Genomic DNA, 17,334 nt, shown 5'->3' with positions numbered 1-17,334 from the left:
ATCAGTACATTTTAGCATCTCTACTCCATAAAAAAGAAAATCCGCAGATTTCTGCGGATTTTCCAGGTATATAATAATGGTATGCTTACACAACTCCGTGTGCCATCATTGCCTCGGCTACTTTTACGAAGCCGCCCACGTTGGCGCCTTTTATGTAATCTACTTTGTCACCGTTGAGCCCGTAGTTTACACAAGTGTCGTGAATGTTCTTCATGATGTCTTTTAAGCGAAGGTCCACTTCTTCGGCCGGCCAGTTAATACGCATGCTGTTTTGCGACATTTCCAGACCCGAAACCGCTACTCCGCCAGCGTTTACTGCTTTGCCCGGTGCGTAATGGCAGTGTTCCGACATGTATTCGGCTGCTTCGGTTGTTGAACCCATGTTGGAAACTTCGGCCAACATGGTACAGCCATTTTTAACCAGCGACTTGGCATCGTTCAAATCCACTTCGTTTTCGGTGGCACAAGGCATGGCAATATTAACCGGGACTTCCCACGGACGTTTTCCTGCGAAAAATTCTGCGCCAAACTCTTTGGCATAGGGTTCCACTATATCGTTGTTACTGGAACGCAATTCAAGCAGGTAGTCAACTTTGTCGCCACTGATTCCTTCTTTGTCGTAAATGTAGCCGTCAGGACCAGAGATGGTTACTACTTTCCCGCCCAACTGGTTGAGTTTTGTAATGGCGCCCCAGGCTACGTTCCCAAAACCGGAAACGGCGACTGTTTGTCCTTCAATATCTTGTCCCAAACGGTGTAGCATGTGCTGAGCAAAGTAAACCGCACCAAAACCGGTAGCTTCCGGACGGATTAAACTTCCTCCCCAGGCAAGCCCTTTTCCTGTAAGAACGCCAGTGAATTCGTTTTTCAGTCTTTTGTACTGACCAAACAGGTAGCCAATTTCGCGGCCGCCAACGCCAATGTCACCTGCAGGAACATCGGTATTTGGGCCAATGTGGCGGTAAAGCTCGCTCATAAACGACTGGCAGAAACGCATGATTTCGCCATCTGTTTTTCCTTTGGGACTGAAATCAGACCCACCTTTTCCACCTCCCATCGGGAGTGTAGTCAAACTGTTTTTGAAGGTTTGTTCAAAACCTAAAAACTTCAGGATGCTTAGCGTAACGCTGGCGTGGAAGCGCAGTCCTCCTTTGTACGGGCCCAATGCAGAGTTAAATTCTACGCGGTAACCACGGTTAATCTGAACTTCGCCACGGTCATCAACCCATGGAACACGGAACATAATTACACGCTCCGGTTCGCACATGCGTTCAAGGATCTTTGCTTTTTGATAACGTGGATTTTTCTCGTAAAAATCCCAAACTGAACCGATTACTTCTTCAACTGCCTGGTGAAACTCGTTTTCGCCGGGAGTTCTTCTTGTCAAATTCTCAATGAATTCATTTATGTCTGCTCTCATAACGACCTTAATTATCGGAAGTCACTTTTCTTTTTTTGATTCGAAACCTTGAATTCCGAAGTTAAAACTTAAGTTGTATTGTAAGCACTGTTATGTGCTTAGCAATCGATTTTGTTTAATTTATTAACGGACTAAAGGTAGAGAACTTCTGAAGTAAAAAACAATCTTTTGAGCAAGATCAGTTGGTTTTTAATTTGTTGAAAATCAGTGGTTTGTTTTTGCTGAAAAGATGTTAAATAACACTGTCTGACGATTGTCAGTATTTTGGGAGCTGTTAAATGTGGTATTCGTTGCATTTAAAACAGGCTAAAACTGTTTTTCACGGAATTTTTCCTGAAGCGAATCAAAAAAAAGCCCTTCCTGAAAAAGGAAGAGCTTTTAGTATGTAATATGAATATCGTTTTTTACATCATGCCACCCATGCCGCCCATTCCGGGAGCGCCCATTGGAGCTGGTGCGTCTTCTTTGATATCAACGATAACTGTTTCTGTAGTCAGGAACATACCGGCGATAGAAGCAGCATTTTCAAGTGCAACGCGCGTTACTTTGGCCGGGTCGATAACGCCGGTTTCCAAAAGATTCTGGTATTCGTCGATGCGGGCGTTGTATCCATAGTCAGCTGTGCCTTCTTTTACTTTCTGTACAACCACAGCGCCTTCTTTGCCTGCATTGGCTACAATCTGACGAAGTGGCTCTTCGATGGCACGTTTGATGATTTCGATACCAGTAGTTTCGTCATCATTGTCGCCAGTTAAATTTTCCAGCGCTTCAATAGCACGGATGTAAGTAACACCACCACCAGGAACAATTCCTTCTTCAACTGCTGCACGTGTAGCGTGAAGTGCGTCATCTACGCGGTCTTTCTTTTCTTTCATTTCCACTTCAGAAGCGGCACCAACATAGATCACAGCAACACCACCGGCCAGTTTTGCCAAACGTTCCTGTAGTTTTTCTTTGTCGTAATCAGAAGTGGTGTTTTCCATCTGAGTTTTGATCTGTGCAACGCGGGCAGAAATCGCTTCCTGTGAACCAGCACCATTAACTACAGTTGTATTTTCTTTGTCAACGATAATTTTTTCTGCCTGGCCCAACATATCAATAGTGGCTTGTTCCAGTTTCATACCTTTTTCTTCAGTAATTACTGTACCACCGGTAAGGATTGCAATGTCTTCGAGCATTTCTTTTCTGCGGTCGCCAAAGCCCGGAGCTTTAACGGCACATACTTTTAACGAGCCACGCAAGCGGTTAACAACCAAAGTTGCAAGAGCTTCGCCGTCTACATCTTCAGCAATGATCATCAACGGACGACCAGTTTGAGCAGTGGCTTCCAATACAGGAAGAAGATCTTTCATGGTGCTTACCTTTTTGTCGTGGATCAGGATGAAAGCGCCGTCCAGTTCTGCTGCCATTTTTTCGGCATCCGTTACAAAATAGGGAGAAATGTAACCACGGTCGAATTGCATGCCTTCCACTACATCAACGTAAGTGTCGGTTCCTTTTGCTTCTTCAATCGTAATAACACCTTCTTTGTTTACTTTTTGCATGGCTTCTGCAATCAGTGCACCGATTACTCCGTCGTTGTTGGCAGAAATTTTAGCAACCGATTCGATTTTTTTGTAGTCGTCGCCAATGGTCTGTGCCTGATCAGCAATGCTCTGAACAACCGCTTCAACTGCTTTGTCGATACCGCGTTTCAAATCCATTGGGTTGGCACCGGCAGTTACGTTTTTCAGACCTACGTTTACGATCGACTGAGCCAATACAGTTGCAGTAGTAGTTCCGTCACCTGCATCGTCGCCGGTTTTCGAAGCTACTTCTTTCACCATTTGTGCACCCAGGTTTTCGTAAGCGTCTTTCAACTCAATTTCTTTGGCAACCGTTACACCATCTTTCGTGATCTGCGGAGCGCCAAATTTTTTCTCAATTACAACATTGCGCCCTTTGGGACCAAGTGTTACTTTCACTGCATTTGCCAGCTGGTCAACACCGCTTTTCAGCAGGTCGCGAGCCTCAATATTAAATTTAATTTCTTTAGCCATCTTTTATCTGTTTTTTGTTTTGATTAATTAATGAATAAAACGTCGTTTTGCGACATCAATAAATAATCGGTACCGTCAATGTTTAGTTCGGTTCCCGAATACTTCCCGTAGAAAACAACATCACCGATTTTCAGTTCCATTGGTTCGTCTTTTTTGTCAGCACCTACCAATACTACTGAACCCACTTGTGGTTTTTCTTTTGCTGAATCAGGAATGATAATTCCGCTGGACGTTTTTGTTTCAGCTTCCTGTGGCTTTACAAGAATTTTGCCAGCCAGGATTCTACCTTTTAATTCTGCCATTGTAATAAGAATTTATTTATTAAACATTTTTTTAATTCGACACGGTGTTCGTATCACATTCTGTGCCAAGGGAGGTTTCTGAAAACTTAGATGATAATTCGGGACAAAATTGCACCAGCCTGGTTCTTGTTGAAATACTGTTCTTATTTAAGTGTTTGTTGTATAGTGATTTATTGGCTTGTCAGAATGTCTGACAGGCTGACAGAAATCAAGCCAAAACAAACGATTGTTTAGTGCTCAACGATGATTTTATTTCAATAAAAGGAAATGTTTAAATAAATGAACAAATTAAGAAAACCGGTGTTTCACTACGAAAGTTTTGGTTGGCGTGATCTAGCCTTTATTTTCACCAGAAAATTTCCACTAACGAGTGTTCATTTAAAATTCACGATATGTCAAAATTAGCTGACCGTCGTGATAAACCAGAGATAGAACGATTCAGGGATATTCACTTGTCGGAGTTGTGTTCATTGTTGAAGTTATATGAGTCGCAGGAATTGGTCTGTTTGTTCAACAGGGCAGATGGAAAGATTATTTGCATGGTCGACGCCACGGAATCTGAAGGTATTCTGGATGGCAAAGGAGAGAGCTTTCGTAACTTAATCGAAGTTGACAAGCCCGCGTTGCAGAATGTATGGAGTGATTTGCAGCGCTTGCGAAAAGAGTCGAAAGTTAAAACGAATGGGCGGAGGTCGACAGGTAGGCAGGTAATGCTGGTTTTTGATACCATGCTTGCGTCAATGAAAAAAGAAGAAGTCAGCGATTTCAGAACGACGCTGAGAGATTTCTACTCCGGTATCCTGCCTGTTGTTAGTGGATTCAACGGGAAAGTATTAAACAGTGGTTCCGAGCGTTTTTATGTTGTTTTTGAATTTGCAGATGAAGCGATACAGTGCTCGTCTCTTTTAAAAGAAAAGTTTTACGCACTGTTGAATAAAAAACTGCATTCGAAAGTCTTTTTAAGAATGGGGCTAAGTACGGTGGCAAAAATTTCTTCCGGAAATGGGGAAAGCACAGTGGCCACCAGGCGCAGTGAACGGCTTTGTCATATTGCCCGGGAAAAAATGCTGCTGAGTTCGGATTTCAGGGAGTTGACTCAGGCAGAAGGTTCAGGGATTGGGATAGACGCGGATTTTTTTGACGTGTTGAGTGCCGAGGATGAGCAGTTTGTAAACATGTTGCTCGACTGCGTGGAGAAAAAGTGGCAGGACGAGTCTTTCCTGGTCGATGACTTTTCGAAACAACTGAGCTGGAGTAAGTCTCAAATCTACCGGAAAATGATTGCTTTACTGGGACTGTCACCCAATAACTTTATCAGAGAGTACCGTTTAGGAAAATCCATCGATCTTTTGAATAAGCAGGAATCGAGTATTGCAGAAATTGCCTTTGAATCCGGATTTAGCAGTCCTTCATACTTCACCAAATGTTTTCAGGCCAGGTTTGGAATAACCCCTTCAGACTATCTGCAAATTGTAGGCGATAGAAAATTCTGAACTACGCAATTTGGAATAAAAGACATTTTGGTCTAAAATTGCTTTTTCCTGAATCAAATTTGACATTTGTGTGCCTGCTGTCTGCCTTAAATTTGCTAAAACTCAAAGTTTTGAAACTTTTCGGTTTTGTTTTTTGCAGATCGGAAGGGGTGAAACAAAAAGAGAGTTGACAGTAAATAAGAACTACTCAGATTGATCGGCCACGATTAGAGCGACAAAAGCAGACTAGGTTTGAAGCTCCCAACGAGCCAGGGTAAATGTGTATAAATTATGTTTTTTGAACCTCAAAGGATATTCCATGAAAACAAAAAGAGCTTTTTCGATGCTTTTTATGTTGCAACAATTGGGTCGATCACTTATTTGAGACTTTTATTCAACAACCCGGAGCCTGGTTTTTGTCTGTTTTCAGCTCTTGGTTTAGCCGGTTTCCCGAAACATACCAACTTAAAATATCGTAAACAAAATGCCTGACAATACGACGAAACTGCATCGACAGGAAACAATTATTATAAAAGCTAAAGCCATGAAAATCTTAAATTTACTTTGGATGGGAGTATTACTTATGTTCACCATCTCTTGCGAGAAAGCCGAAACAAATCTGGAAACCGATGCCGAACTGCTGGTCGAAGTTCCGTTAGATGCCTGGCAGATGGATGAGGGCGTTGTTGCAAAAAGTACTGCTGTCGAAGCCTATATGTTCAGGGGGAATACTTCTTTTTGTCTCGCGAACAAAGACAATCTGGTTAATTGTCCGGGAGCGGTGTTGGGAGTGGCTCCGGGTAGTGGGTCGCAGCTAATATTCAACGGTCTGGAAGGCGCAAACGAGATTCAGTCGCTCACCATTGTTTGGGGATATGCCGCTGTAGGGAGCCTGGATATTCACATGCAGGAACCGGTGGAACTGCTGGGCGAGGGACAGTCATTAACAGCAGCTGAGTTTAGCCTCGATTTGGATGATTTTTTGCAGCCGGTGATTCAAAAGATGGACAGTAATCCCAGAAATCTCATCTTTATCAGTGTTTACGGGTACTCCAATTTCGAAATAACCGTTCATGCCGATCTAAAGGTTCCCGTAGTCGTAGAATCTGATCTTTCTTCGCCAAGGTTCACTTTGTAATAGCTGTTTGTCCAAAGACAAAACAAAAAAGCCACCTGAAAAATCAAGTGGCTAAATATTTTTTTGTTGTTATTCTTCGAATATAAACAGTCGTAAAACTGTTAGATTGAATCCGGAGGAGTAGTCGGGAAAGTTGGAACCTGTGTTGGGTCTGCAACATTCTCGATTTGTTGTTGAACACGCGACTGCTCAGCTTCTACTTGTTCACGCGGAATAAAACCGGCACCAACAACCGACAAAAACAACAAAGCTGCTGCCAGTACCCAAGTCCCTTTTTCAAGAAAATCCGTTGTTTTACGAACACCCATCACCTGACCTGTAGACTGGAAGTTACTGGCCAAGCCACCTCCTTTTGAGTTTTGTACCAAAACAATCATCACCAAAAGGATACAAACGATAAACAGTAAAACTGTGATAAAAGTATACATCTTCTTACGTATTATTCTTTATTACTTCAATTTCTTTAATTCGGCTTGCAAAGTAAATACTTTTTTCCGGAAATTTCAAACTTAATTTCTCAAAGGATTCAATCGCTTTTGTATAATTTTTTTGCTGAAAATAGATATTCGCCAATGTCTCGGTAATTAATTCATCATTTTCGCTTACTGATTTGTCCAGAATGTCCTTGTTTACAGTTGATTCAGAAGGTTGTGGTCGATGGCTCGGACGGTTGAAACTGGCCGGGCCTGAATTCAGAAAACGATCAATCAGAGAATTTCCCTGAACTTCAGCAGAGGCAGTTTCCTCGAGCTGGTATAAAGAAGCCGGATCAGGCGAAACTTCGCGGGACTGAAAACGAATCTCGTTGTTCAGGAATTTATACAACTGTTTGCGATCGGGAACCATTACCGCCACTTTTTTCAAAACCTCCTCGAATTGAGGTGAATCAACCGTTTTCAGGTTTTTGAGATAGAGCATCCAACCCGCCTGAAACCACGGAAATTCAACGGTAAGGCCCCGCAACTGCTCCAATGATTCCTGGTTGAGCAAGGCGCTGTTGTGTAAGTATTTGGTGAATTGTTCCCGTTTCATACTTACCAGTTTGCAATGGTGGCGTTAAAAATATCTTCGGTTAACTTATCGATAATCTGTTCCGTCAGGTCGTCTTCTACCGAACTGATGGGCTGGTTACTGTCAAAATCTTCGTAGGCCGTAAAGTTCTGCTCAAAATTATCAGCCGGAACTTTGCTGTTGGTGTACTTTAATTTAATGGAGATAGTAAGCCTGGTTTGAGACGAGAAGTCATCTTTTTGTACCGCCATCGGGCGAAATTCATAACCCGTTATCTGGCCTTCAAACTCAATATCTCCTCCTTCCGATAATTCGTGAAGTGAAGTCTGACGTTGCATTTTTTCTCTCAGCTTCTCGGTAAAGTTCTGCGCCAGCGTTGGGTTTACCAATCGCGCACGGTTGGGGAAATAGTAGACCGTAAATGTTTTTACTTCAGGAGAAAGGTTGGCTCCGGTAAACGAGTAACTTACTTTACATGAGGGAGCAAGTCCTCCAACGATGAAAGCCAAAATGATGACGGCAAATATTTTTTTTAGCATAGATTATCCCTTAATATCGTATTCCTTAATTTTCCGGTAAAGCGTACGTTCTGAAATTCCCAATTCCTGCGCGGCGTATTTGCGTTTGCCGCGGTGTTTTTCCAACGCTTTCTGAATAAGCTCAATTTCTTTGTCAGCCAAAGAAAGCGATTCTTCCACAAATTCTTCCGTATCCTGGATATGTTCTTTCTCTACATGCGAAATATGGATCGGGCTGCTTGCCGGTTCTTTTGCCGAAAAACCAACATCTTCAGAGTCGTACAGGTTGCGGATTATCTGTGCCTGATCGCCGGAAAGTGTTCCATCGCGGTTTTGCATCAGGTCGAGTACCAGTTTTTTCAGGTCGGTCATGTCTTTTTTCATATCAAAAAGGACCTTGTACAGAATTTCGCGTTCGTTGGCAAACGACCTGTTGTCTTCAGCACGCGAAAAAATAGCCGGTAAGTTTTTGCTGCCAGTAAAAGGAAGATATTCCTGTAAAACTTCGGCAGTTATTTCACGTTCCTGCTCAATAATTGAGATTTGCTCTGTTACATTTTTTAGTTGACGGATGTTACCGGGCCACCGAAAGTTCATCAGGGCCGAGCGGGCGTCTTCTGTTAACCTTACCGGGGGCATTCTGTATTTTTCGGCAAAGTCGCGGGCAAATTTCCGAAACAGCAGGTTCACATCATCGGGTCTTTCACGCAAGGGAAGAATGGAGATGGGCACCGTATTCAGACGATAATACAGGTCTTCGCGGAATTTTCCTTCTTCAATGGCTTTGGGAATATTAACATTGGTGGCCGCAATTACGCGGACATTGGTTTTTATTACCTGCGACGAACCTACTTTGATAAATTCCCCGGTTTCCAGCACACGCAGCAGGCGAACCTGTGTCGACAAAGGAAGCTCTCCGATTTCATCCAGAAAAATGGTGCCGCCGTCTGCTTCCTGAAAATATCCTTTGCGGTCGGCCAGTGCGCCGGTAAAAGCACCCTTTTCATGGCCAAAAAGTTCGGAGTCGATGGTTCCCTCGGGAATAGCACCACAGTTTACTGCAATGTATTTTCCGTGTTTACGGCTCGAATACTGATGAATGATTTGCGGGAAAATTTCTTTACCTACACCACTTTCTCCGGTAATAAGTACCGACAAATCAGTGGGTGCAACCTGCACCGCTACTTCTATCGCACGGTTCAGACCCGGTGAGTTGCCTATAATTTCGAATCGCTGTTTAATTGTCTGTATATCCATGTCTATACACTTTCTTCTTTTACCCTGAAAACAAAAAACGTTTAAAACGCTGTTTCAGGTTACTTTTTTGCTCGTGAATTTTACCCGTGCAAAGATCAAAGCGCAAAATTACAATTTTTTACCGGCAATGGTTGTTGCGTACTGACAATTAAGAATTTTTAGCCTTTCTTGATTTTAAGCTTCGGTTCAGAAGCTCCAATTCCTGTATTGAATATTATCTTTGCGGTATCAAATTGATAGAGATTTATTAAAATGAAATTCGTTGGAATAATACCTGCCCGCTACCAGTCAACCCGTTTTCCCGGCAAACCTTTGGTGATGATCAAGGATAAACCCATGATTCAGTGGGTGTACGAAAATGCCGCTAAAGCATTGGACCTGGTGTGTGTGGCAACGGATGACGACCGCATTTTTGACGCTGTTGAAAGTTTTGGAGGCAAAGCTGTGAAAACTCTTTCTACACATCAGAGCGGAACCGACAGGTGTGCCGAGGCAGCTCGTATTTTGGCGGCTGACCATTCGTTTGATGTGGTGATCAATATTCAGGGGGATGAGCCTTTTATTCAATCTGAACAAATTGCTTTGCTGAAAGAGTGCTTTATTGATGATGTTCAGATAGCAACACTTGTGAAAAAAATTGATTCCACTGAAGAGTTGTTTAATCCGAACAGGCCCAAGGCCGTTTTGGATACGCAGGGCAATGCCTTGTATTTTAGCCGGTCGGCTATTCCGCACGTGCGCGGAGCGGAAGATGGGAAGTGGATAAAAAAACACGATTTCTGGGCGCACATTGGCATGTATGCTTTTCGGGCGGAAGTGCTGCAGCAAATTACCCAACTGGAGCAAGGTAAATTGGAACTTACTGAGTCGCTGGAGCAATTGAGGTGGCTTGAAAACGGCTACCGGATTAAAACGGCAGAGACCCATTCGCAGTCGATAGGCATTGATACCCCGGAAGATTTGCAGGCAGCACTTAGCTTATTTTAACAGGCGGTGATCCAAAAGGGCATGAAAATTGTTACCTTTGAAAAGAAGCAAAACAATTGGAACAATGAAGTATTTTTTACTTATCATATTTACACTGTTTATTTACACCAATGCTTCTGCGCAAAATTTTGCGAATTCTTCGGTAAAAGGAAAAGAGCAGGTAGAAGTGGAGTTAAAGGTATATCCGAATCCCTGTAAGAATAACAAAGTAACGCTCGAGTTGCAGTCAAAAGAAATATCAGAAGCTCATTTTATAAACATTACGGGAAAGGAAGTAATGAAAGAAGTTTACGATTTCCCGGTACAAAAAAGTACGATTCTGTTGCATCAGCTGCCTAACGGGATTTACATTCTGCGGATTATGACTTCTGACAATCAGGTTCTCACCAAAAAGTTGATGGTTTCTAAAAACTAAAAGCTGAAAGTTAGTCAACGCCGGTTTTCGCCCTTACATATTTCAAAATCTCCTGAAAGCATTGCTTCGTTTTCCTTTGCAGAGTTTGTGTCGAATTTTATTGTTCAAACAGTAATAAAATGCCACATTCGTAGTCTTATTCTGTGATTATTTAGAATAGAGACAGATCGTGTTCCTGTAACTTTTATGCGGAGCAACAGCGGCGAACACAGGTTTGTACAGAAACTCAAACTTCAAAAGAACTATACGGTACATATTTCGACGATTCAAAATTTCATAATATGAGAAAAAAAACTGCATTGATTGTTTTGACGGTGCTCATGTCAGTCCTGATTTCGTGTGCGCCAAAAGAAAAGTACCAGGAAGGTAATAACTACCATGGATTTACCCTGGTTGAAAAGAAATTTGTAGACGAGGTGAATGCCGAGTGTTTGCTTTTTAAGCACGACAAAAGCGGTGCCCGTTTACTGAAAGTTGCTGCCAACGATCCGAACAAGCTGTTTAATATTGCTTTTAAAACAGTGCCGGAGAACGACTGCGGAACTCCCCACATTATGGAGCATTCGGTGCTGAACGGGTCTAAAAATTTCCCGGTAAAAAGTCCGTTTGATGTGTTGGTAAAAGGTTCGCTCAATACTTTTCTGAACGCAATGACCGGCTCTGACATCACCACTTATCCGGTAGCCAGTATGAACAACAAGGACTACTTCAACCTGATGCACGTGTATCTGGATGCCGTTCTGAATCCATTGATTTATGAAGATCCGAGAATTCTGGAACAGGAAGGCTGGCACCATGAACTGGAAAGTAAAGATGGCGATGTGGTTTACAAAGGCGTTGTTTACAACGAAATGAAAGGTGCCTATTCCAGCCCAAACCGTGAGTTGGATTACCAGATCAATAAAATTCTTTTCCCGGATAACACTTACGGAGTTTCGTCGGGTGGTTATCCAACTGAAATTCCAAAGTTGACGTACGAGGCGTTTATTGATTTTCACAAGAAATTCTATCACCCGGGGAACAGCTACATTTTACTGTATGGCGATGCCGATTTGGATCAGGAACTGGCATTTATCGATTCGGAATACTTATCGAAATACGAACTGTCGGATCAGAAGGTAGAGATTCCGCTTCAAAAGCCTTTTGAGGTGATGAAAGAAGCTGAGAAAACCTACGCAGTTCCGGAAGGTGCGCCCACACAGGATCAAACATTTTTGAACCTGAGTTTTGTGGCCGGGCAAAGTACCGACCGCGCTCTGTCGATGGCCTTTGATGTTTTAACCGATGCATTGGTGAACCACGAATCGGCTCCGGTGAGGCTGGCGCTTCAGGAAGCAGGGATCGGACGCGATGTAAGGGCTTCGTTTAACGAGGCAAAACAGAATGTTTTTGAAATTACCGTGCAGAATGCGAACCCGGAAGATAAAGACAAGTTCCGGGAAATTGTATTCAGCGCGATGGAAAAAGCGGCAAACGAAGGATTTGACAAAACAATGGTGGAAGGAATCCTGAACCGTATGGAATTCAATATGAAAGAAGGAAACACTCCGCAAAAAGGTTTGATGTATGTAATGCAGAGTTACCAAACCTGGTTTTTTGCTGACGATCCTTTTGTGGGGCTTGAGTTTAATGCGCCGCTGGAGGAAACTAAAAAAGCGTTAACAACGAATTTGCTCGAAACGGCTGTCAAAAATTATTTATTGGACAATCCGCATAGTTTGTTGATGGTGCTGAAACCGGAGCCCGGTCTTCAGGCTAAGATTAGTGCAGCTACCGAGGAAGAGCTGAAAGCTTACAAGGCAAGTCTGAATGAAGAACAGATCGACGAACTGATCGGGGATACACAGGCATTGATTGAATACCAAAAGCAAGAAGATACACCCGAAGCCTTGGCGAGCATTCCGATGTTGGAGCGTTCGGATATCAGTTCCGAAGTGGAATGGTTTGATGTAAAAAAACAGGAGGTGGCAGGCGTTGATGTGGTGCAACACGAAGAATTCACCAACGACATTCTTTACAGTAATTTGTATTTTGATGTTCGGGTGCTGCCGGCAGAGTTGATTTCTTATGCCAAGCTATTGTCGTCGGTTTTGGGAAAACTGAATACCGAAAACTACAGCTTTGGCGACCTGGACAATGCACTAAACATTAACACCGGTGGTTTTAACACCTATCTGACGACTTACCTGGAAGACCAGTCGAACGAAAATATTCTTCCCAAATTTGCTGTTTATTCGAAAGCTACTACCGAAAAAGCCGGTAAAATGTTTGAGTTGGTAAACGAAGTGGTCAACCGTTCCAAAATAAACGATCCGGAGCGACTGAAAGAGCTTATTACAAGGCATCATGCCCGGGTGGATTCTGACATTAAAAACAATGGATTGAATTATGCTATGACCCGCCTGACTTCTTATTATTCGAAATCGGGGATGTACAGCGAAAAAACACAGGGGCTTGATTATTACCGTTTTGTTTCGGACCTGGCAGAGAATTTCGATGCAAAAAGTGATGAGATAATTGCGAATCTCGAAAAAACGGCTGACCTGTTGTTTAGCAAAGAAAACCTGATCGCAACCATTACGTGCAGCGAAAAAGATTTTGCGGGTTATTCTGCAGGATTGGAAAGCTTTGCGGCAGCCGTAAAAGATGCGCCAGTTGAATGGCAGGATTGGAATTTCGACTACGAGAAAAAGAACGAAGGTCTGGAGTCGGCATCAAAAGTGCAGTACGTTGTAAAAGGGTACGATTTCAAAAAGCTGGGATACGAATACGACGGGAAAATGCGTGTTTTGAACCAGGTACTTTCCACCGACTGGCTGCAAAACCAGGTGCGCGTAATTGGTGGCGCATATGGCGGTTTTGCCGGTATTTCTCAAAGCGGAAATGTTTATTTTGCGTCTTACCGCGACCCGAACCTGAAAGAAACTATCGAAACATATGACAAAACCCCGGGTTACCTGGATGAGTTTGAAGCGGATGACAACACGATGACCCGTTACATTATCGGTACGATTTCGCGGATGGATGGCCCGAAAACGGCCTCTCAGAAAGGGAATCTGGCAATAGAATATTACTTCGAGAAAACGACTCCTGAACAGTTAAAAGCCGAGCGCGAGGCTGTGTTGGCAACCACGGCTGACGACATCAAGGGAATGAAGAAACTGGTGGAAGATGTGTTGGCGCAGGATGCGATTTGTGTGTATGGCAACGAAGAGAAGGTAAAGGAAAACGCCGGTTTATTTGGATCGGTAGTGAGTTTGACGGAATAAGTTTCCGGTCAATTATAAAAAGAAAAGGAATCCGGGAGGATTCCTTTTCTTTTTTGTATAATGTGCTAAACAATGATCATGGATTCAAGTGCGGAATACAACTTTTCTTTTTTCGATTGAAGCTGTACAAATGTCTTTTTACAAAACAATCGGAGGTAAAGCAAACGTCCGCGGCCCCATGTTTTCAGGAAAAGAATGTACCAGCGGAAAGCCAATTTGCCGGCAAACGGAAGTGAACCCAAAAACAGCAGCTTGAACCAAATTCCGGGAAGGAATGCTGATACCGCCCAAAGTTCAAGTAAATAAACGATGGGGAAGAACAGCAATCCTAGTACCAGGAAAAAGGTGCTTCGAAACGCAATGTCTTTTAATTTTTTTCGGCTGAAGCTGTCGATCAGGAAAAAGGGGACGGCGTTAAAAACAAAGCCCATAAGAAATACGGGGAGCCCTATCAGCAATATAAGTTTGTTGCGAACAATCTTTAATGCATTGTAATTGCTTTTGTCGAGTAGCCAACTCTTCAGTCCGTGTTTTTTTAGTAGGTTTTTATAGTCTTTCGTAAGCTTTACCAGCTCGTTGGTTTTCTCCGGAGATTGAGCTTCGTATTCATCCAGGTGCCGCACCAGTTGCTGGTCGGAGTGGAACAGGTCAGTTGACGAAAACGGTTTGTTTTGCCGGCGAAGATATTCCTTGCCGTAGATTTCCCGAATGGTTTCAAAATCTTCGTAATGCTCTTTGCTTTTGATATTGAGGGTTAGCGGCTCAATGGCGTTGTACAGGGCATCTTTTAATTGTTGCGTGGCATTGTTGGGATTTTCGGCATATTCCTCCAAAAAATCGTTGACACGAACCGGTGCCCCCAGGTTAACGATCACCGTGCGGTTAAACTTCCAGTAGCTGCTGTAATAAATTCCTGTGGGGATGATATGAATGTTCAGGTTGTGCCCTGCTTTTTCTTCCGCCAGAAAAACAATGCGCGGCACTGCTTTTTTGTGTGGCAGCATCTGGCGTCTTCCCGAATGGGCTGCCTCCGGAAATAATGCAAGCGGAACATGGTTTTCAAGTACCCGGATGGAGTCGGCAAATGTTTTGTCGTTTCTCGAAAGCTGTTCTTTTCCGTCACGCAGCCTGTAAACCGGCATTATTTTGAGAAAACGAAGCAGGAATGCGGCAATTTTGTTTTTAAAAATATCGGCCCGTGCCAGCCAAACCGGCTGAAACGGAGTGTGTAACAAAATGGCCATCGGGTCGCTTAGCGCATTCTGATGGTTGGGCGCAAAAACGATCGGCACCTTTTTCGGGATGTTTTCTTTCCCGTTTACAATTATTTTTTTGTGAATGATAAAGTCAATAAAACGCACGTACTGCTTGAGGAAGAAGTAACCCAGCGACCATTTCTCGTATTTCATGCAAAATCTTCTTATTAATCCCAGTTTAATACCTTTATTGAATTGGTATTGTTTCGAAAAGCGGCGGAAAGATAAAAAACAATGCCCAAAAAATAAAAAACCGGAATCTGCGCATGGCAAAATTCCGGTTTCCTATTTTATTGTTTGAACTTAGTCTTTCAAAAGTAGTTCTTTGATTCTTTTATGAACATCGGTGTTGTCCATAATTCCGGTAAAGTTTTCAGCCCCCGGGCCATAGGCAAAAACAGGTACCATTACCGCACTGTGGCTTTTGGTGGCATAAGCACCTTTTACCATTCCGGTTTCTTCATTTCCGGCGGTAAGTGTAAGCCCTCCGGTTTCATGATCGGCGGTTACCACAATAAGAGTTTCCTTGTCTTTTGCTGCAAATTCGAGCGCTTTACCAATCGAGCGGTCAAAGTCGAGCATGTCTTCGATCACATAAATGGTACTGTTTGCATGGCTTCCCCAATCAATAGCAGAACCTTCCACCATTAAGAAAAAGCCTTTTTTGTTGTTGCTTAAAATATTGATAGCTGTTTCGGTGGCAACCGGCAACATATCGCCTCGTTCGGCTAAACGCGGGTTGTGCATCTCTGCTGTTAACCCGGCCAGTTTTCCACTTTTTACCGTGGCAATTTTGTCCATATCCGTTTCAACCCGGTAGTTTTTCTCTGCCAGATCTTCCAAAAGGTTGCGGCCGTCTTTGCGTTTGGTAAAGTGGTTCATTCCACCGCCGATAAACACATCGATATCGGTTTTGAGGAAGTCGGCTGCAACATTTTCGTACTTGCTTCGCGAAGACTGATGTGCAATAAAGGAGGCCGGAGTGGCATGGGTAATGGCTGAAGTAGACACGAGTCCGGTGGACAGATTTTTTTCCTCTGCCATTTCAAGAAGCGACTTTACAGCCACTGTGTCTTTGTTTACTCCAAGGCCGCCATTGTATGTTTTTACGCCACATGCCAGCGCTGTTCCGCCTGCAGCAGAATCCGTTACGTAGTCGCTGGCTGATTGTGTTTTGGAATAGCCGTTGTATTTGAAATTATTCAGAAAAAGCTTTCCGTGATTGGCCGTAAGAGCTGCAAAAACATGCGATACGCCCATCCCGTCGCCAATCATAAAAATTACGTTTTTGGGTTTGTCCGACTTAAACTTCTGAGGGTATATTTTTACTTCATAAGCTTCCCCGCCTAAGTAAGTTTTTTCTTTGTCTTCTGACTCAGCCTTTAAATATTCGTCCTGTGCCGAAGCAATCCATACCATGTTTGCCAGTACAAACAGTAAAAGTATTTTTTTGAACATGCTTATAGTTTTATAAAATTGTTGCGAAACTATTTAGTTTTTTTGATAAAACCGTCAAATTATGTTACAAATTAGATACGCTTTTGTTAATGTTTACCTGAATTTTTCCAGTTCACTTTTATCAAAGTCCTGATTTAATACAAAAGTTGTGCCTTCGTTGGTCGTCCTGATCTTCAATACATCAATCACCACAAAGTTGCTTAAAATGTCGCCCGCCTTTTTCCGCGAGAGCTGGGCCAGGCGCATGTATTTTGAAAAGGAAATGCTGTCGTTGTTCTGGAGGTATTCAATCAAAAGACGTTCGTCGTCGGAATAGGAAAAACACACACCGGTAGTGCTGTTTTCTTTTTTCCAGGCTTCAATTTGTATGCGGTGTGCCAGAAAATTTTCATCGCCAATGCGAATGTAGGCCAGCCATTTTCCGTTTTCATCTTTGGCGAAATACGGTTTTTTATCGCCTTTTTCAATGCCTATTTCGAGCACTGTTTTCCCTTCAACATGCCATTGGCGGGTGGTGAAATTAATCGCCGGGTTGCTGTATATTTTGGCGGCCGACTCAATCATGTAAAATTCTTCGTCAGAACTTATCCCGGCTATTTTACCATTGTCTTTTACTCCGATCAGCAGTCGGCCACCGTTGGTGTTGGCAAAAGCCACGAGCGATTTCGCAATCTTTTTGGAGTCGTTGATGCAGAACTTAAAATCCTGCTGCTCATGCTCGCCCTGCTCTATCAACTTGTAAAGGTATCTGCTCATCTTGCCAACTCCCAACAACTATGTGGCCCGATTGTT

The 17,334-nt window shown here is 43.1% G+C and carries 15 protein-coding genes; 5 read left to right on the top strand and 10 right to left on the bottom strand.

All coding sequences use genetic code 11. The features are described from left to right. Positions 1-85: 85 nt before the first annotated feature. The 3 genes from gdhA to groES all read right to left on the bottom strand — a co-directional run bounded on the left by gdhA (position 86) and on the right by groES (position 3,761). Positions 86-1,420: an NADP-specific glutamate dehydrogenase gene (gene gdhA / locus INQ51_RS03195; protein ID WP_233376448.1), complete on the bottom strand. Its 1,335-nt coding sequence runs from the start codon at positions 1,418-1,420 to the stop codon at positions 86-88. Positions 1,421-1,824: 404 nt separating this feature from the next. Next, the gene (gene groL, locus INQ51_RS03190; RefSeq protein WP_233376447.1) at positions 1,825-3,459 is read right to left on the bottom strand and encodes a chaperonin GroEL; all 1,635 of its coding nucleotides are present in this window, start codon (positions 3,457-3,459) and stop codon (positions 1,825-1,827) included. 23 nt (positions 3,460-3,482) lie between these two features. After that, the gene (groES, locus tag INQ51_RS03185; protein WP_233376446.1) at positions 3,483-3,761 is read right to left on the bottom strand and encodes a co-chaperone GroES; all 279 of its coding nucleotides are present in this window, start codon (positions 3,759-3,761) and stop codon (positions 3,483-3,485) included. 392 nt (positions 3,762-4,153) lie between these two features. Between groES and INQ51_RS03180 the strand changes: the two genes are divergently transcribed. Then, on the top strand, positions 4,154-5,254 hold the full coding sequence (locus INQ51_RS03180) for a helix-turn-helix domain-containing protein (RefSeq protein WP_233376445.1): 1,101 nt from the start codon (positions 4,154-4,156) through the stop codon (positions 5,252-5,254). A gap of 547 nt (positions 5,255-5,801) precedes the next feature. Beyond that, entirely contained in the window at positions 5,802-6,371 is a 570-nt protein-coding gene (locus INQ51_RS03175; RefSeq protein WP_233376444.1) for a hypothetical protein, read from the top strand. Positions 6,372-6,472: 101 nt separating this feature from the next. Here the strand turns inward: INQ51_RS03175 and secG are convergent, their stop codons facing one another. The 4 genes from secG to INQ51_RS03155 are packed head-to-tail and all read right to left on the bottom strand — an operon-like array spanning position 6,473 to position 9,157. After that, entirely contained in the window at positions 6,473-6,799 is a 327-nt protein-coding gene (secG, locus tag INQ51_RS03170) for a preprotein translocase subunit SecG (RefSeq protein ID WP_233376443.1), read from the bottom strand. A gap of 4 nt (positions 6,800-6,803) precedes the next feature. After that, complete coding sequence (locus tag INQ51_RS03165; protein ID WP_233376442.1) at positions 6,804-7,403, bottom strand: tetratricopeptide repeat protein; 600 nt, start codon at positions 7,401-7,403, stop codon at positions 6,804-6,806. Between the two features lie 2 nt (positions 7,404-7,405). Then, a complete protein-coding gene (gene lptE / locus INQ51_RS03160) occupies positions 7,406-7,921 on the bottom strand; it encodes an LPS assembly lipoprotein LptE (RefSeq protein WP_119436964.1) in 516 nt (171 codons plus the stop codon). Between the two features lie 3 nt (positions 7,922-7,924). Further along, positions 7,925-9,157 (bottom strand): sigma-54 interaction domain-containing protein, encoded by a 1,233-nt coding sequence (locus INQ51_RS03155; protein WP_233376441.1) that lies wholly within the window; start codon positions 9,155-9,157, stop codon positions 7,925-7,927. 252 nt (positions 9,158-9,409) lie between these two features. Between INQ51_RS03155 and kdsB the strand changes: the two genes are divergently transcribed. From kdsB to INQ51_RS03140, 3 genes are all read left to right on the top strand, one after another. Next, entirely contained in the window at positions 9,410-10,144 is a 735-nt protein-coding gene (gene kdsB / locus INQ51_RS03150) for a 3-deoxy-manno-octulosonate cytidylyltransferase (protein WP_233376440.1), read from the top strand. 64 nt (positions 10,145-10,208) lie between these two features. Then, complete coding sequence (locus INQ51_RS03145) at positions 10,209-10,559, top strand: T9SS type A sorting domain-containing protein (protein WP_233376439.1); 351 nt, start codon at positions 10,209-10,211, stop codon at positions 10,557-10,559. A gap of 281 nt (positions 10,560-10,840) precedes the next feature. Then, positions 10,841-13,828 carry an insulinase family protein gene (locus INQ51_RS03140; protein ID WP_233376438.1) on the top strand — a complete coding sequence of 996 codons (2,988 nt, stop codon included), beginning with the start codon at positions 10,841-10,843 and terminating at the stop codon, positions 13,826-13,828. A 65-nt stretch (positions 13,829-13,893) separates the two neighbouring features. On the opposite strand, the gene INQ51_RS03135 is transcribed toward INQ51_RS03140, so the two are convergent. The 3 genes from INQ51_RS03135 to INQ51_RS03125 all read right to left on the bottom strand — a co-directional run bounded on the left by INQ51_RS03135 (position 13,894) and on the right by INQ51_RS03125 (position 17,298). Further along, a complete protein-coding gene (locus INQ51_RS03135; protein WP_233376437.1) occupies positions 13,894-15,237 on the bottom strand; it encodes a 1-acyl-sn-glycerol-3-phosphate acyltransferase in 1,344 nt (447 codons plus the stop codon). Between the two features lie 150 nt (positions 15,238-15,387). After that, positions 15,388-16,542: an alkaline phosphatase gene (locus tag INQ51_RS03130; RefSeq protein WP_233376436.1), complete on the bottom strand. Its 1,155-nt coding sequence runs from the start codon at positions 16,540-16,542 to the stop codon at positions 15,388-15,390. A 93-nt stretch (positions 16,543-16,635) separates the two neighbouring features. Next, positions 16,636-17,298 carry a helix-turn-helix domain-containing protein gene (locus INQ51_RS03125; RefSeq protein ID WP_233376435.1) on the bottom strand — a complete coding sequence of 221 codons (663 nt, stop codon included), beginning with the start codon at positions 17,296-17,298 and terminating at the stop codon, positions 16,636-16,638. Positions 17,299-17,334: the final 36 nt, after the last annotated feature.

Source organism: Maribellus sp. CM-23, assembly GCF_021354595.1.
Taxonomy (GTDB): Bacteria; Bacteroidota; Bacteroidia; order Bacteroidales; family Prolixibacteraceae; genus Draconibacterium.
This window is presented reverse-complemented; position numbering and strand designations above follow the sequence as displayed.

Excerpts from the sequence above, each read along its gene's own strand:
- gdhA (WP_233376448.1), bottom strand. The coding sequence starts at position 1,420 with ATGAGAGCAGACATAAATGAATTCATTGAGAATTTGACAAGAAGAACT.
- groL (WP_233376447.1), bottom strand. The coding sequence starts at position 3,459 with ATGGCTAAAGAAATTAAATTTAATATTGAGGCTCGCGACCTGCTGAAA.
- groES (WP_233376446.1), bottom strand. The coding sequence starts at position 3,761 with ATGGCAGAATTAAAAGGTAGAATCCTGGCTGGCAAAATTCTTGTAAAG.
- INQ51_RS03180 (WP_233376445.1), top strand. The coding sequence starts at position 4,154 with ATGTCAAAATTAGCTGACCGTCGTGATAAACCAGAGATAGAACGATTC.
- INQ51_RS03175 (WP_233376444.1), top strand. The coding sequence starts at position 5,802 with ATGGGAGTATTACTTATGTTCACCATCTCTTGCGAGAAAGCCGAAACA.
- secG (WP_233376443.1), bottom strand. The coding sequence starts at position 6,799 with ATGTATACTTTTATCACAGTTTTACTGTTTATCGTTTGTATCCTTTTG.
- INQ51_RS03165 (WP_233376442.1), bottom strand. The coding sequence starts at position 7,403 with ATGAAACGGGAACAATTCACCAAATACTTACACAACAGCGCCTTGCTC.
- lptE (WP_119436964.1), bottom strand. The coding sequence starts at position 7,921 with ATGCTAAAAAAAATATTTGCCGTCATCATTTTGGCTTTCATCGTTGGA.
- INQ51_RS03155 (WP_233376441.1), bottom strand. The coding sequence starts at position 9,157 with ATGGATATACAGACAATTAAACAGCGATTCGAAATTATAGGCAACTCA.
- kdsB (WP_233376440.1), top strand. The coding sequence starts at position 9,410 with ATGAAATTCGTTGGAATAATACCTGCCCGCTACCAGTCAACCCGTTTT.
- INQ51_RS03145 (WP_233376439.1), top strand. The coding sequence starts at position 10,209 with ATGAAGTATTTTTTACTTATCATATTTACACTGTTTATTTACACCAAT.
- INQ51_RS03140 (WP_233376438.1), top strand. The coding sequence starts at position 10,841 with ATGAGAAAAAAAACTGCATTGATTGTTTTGACGGTGCTCATGTCAGTC.
- INQ51_RS03135 (WP_233376437.1), bottom strand. The coding sequence starts at position 15,237 with ATGAAATACGAGAAATGGTCGCTGGGTTACTTCTTCCTCAAGCAGTAC.
- INQ51_RS03130 (WP_233376436.1), bottom strand. The coding sequence starts at position 16,542 with ATGTTCAAAAAAATACTTTTACTGTTTGTACTGGCAAACATGGTATGG.
- INQ51_RS03125 (WP_233376435.1), bottom strand. The coding sequence starts at position 17,298 with ATGAGCAGATACCTTTACAAGTTGATAGAGCAGGGCGAGCATGAGCAG.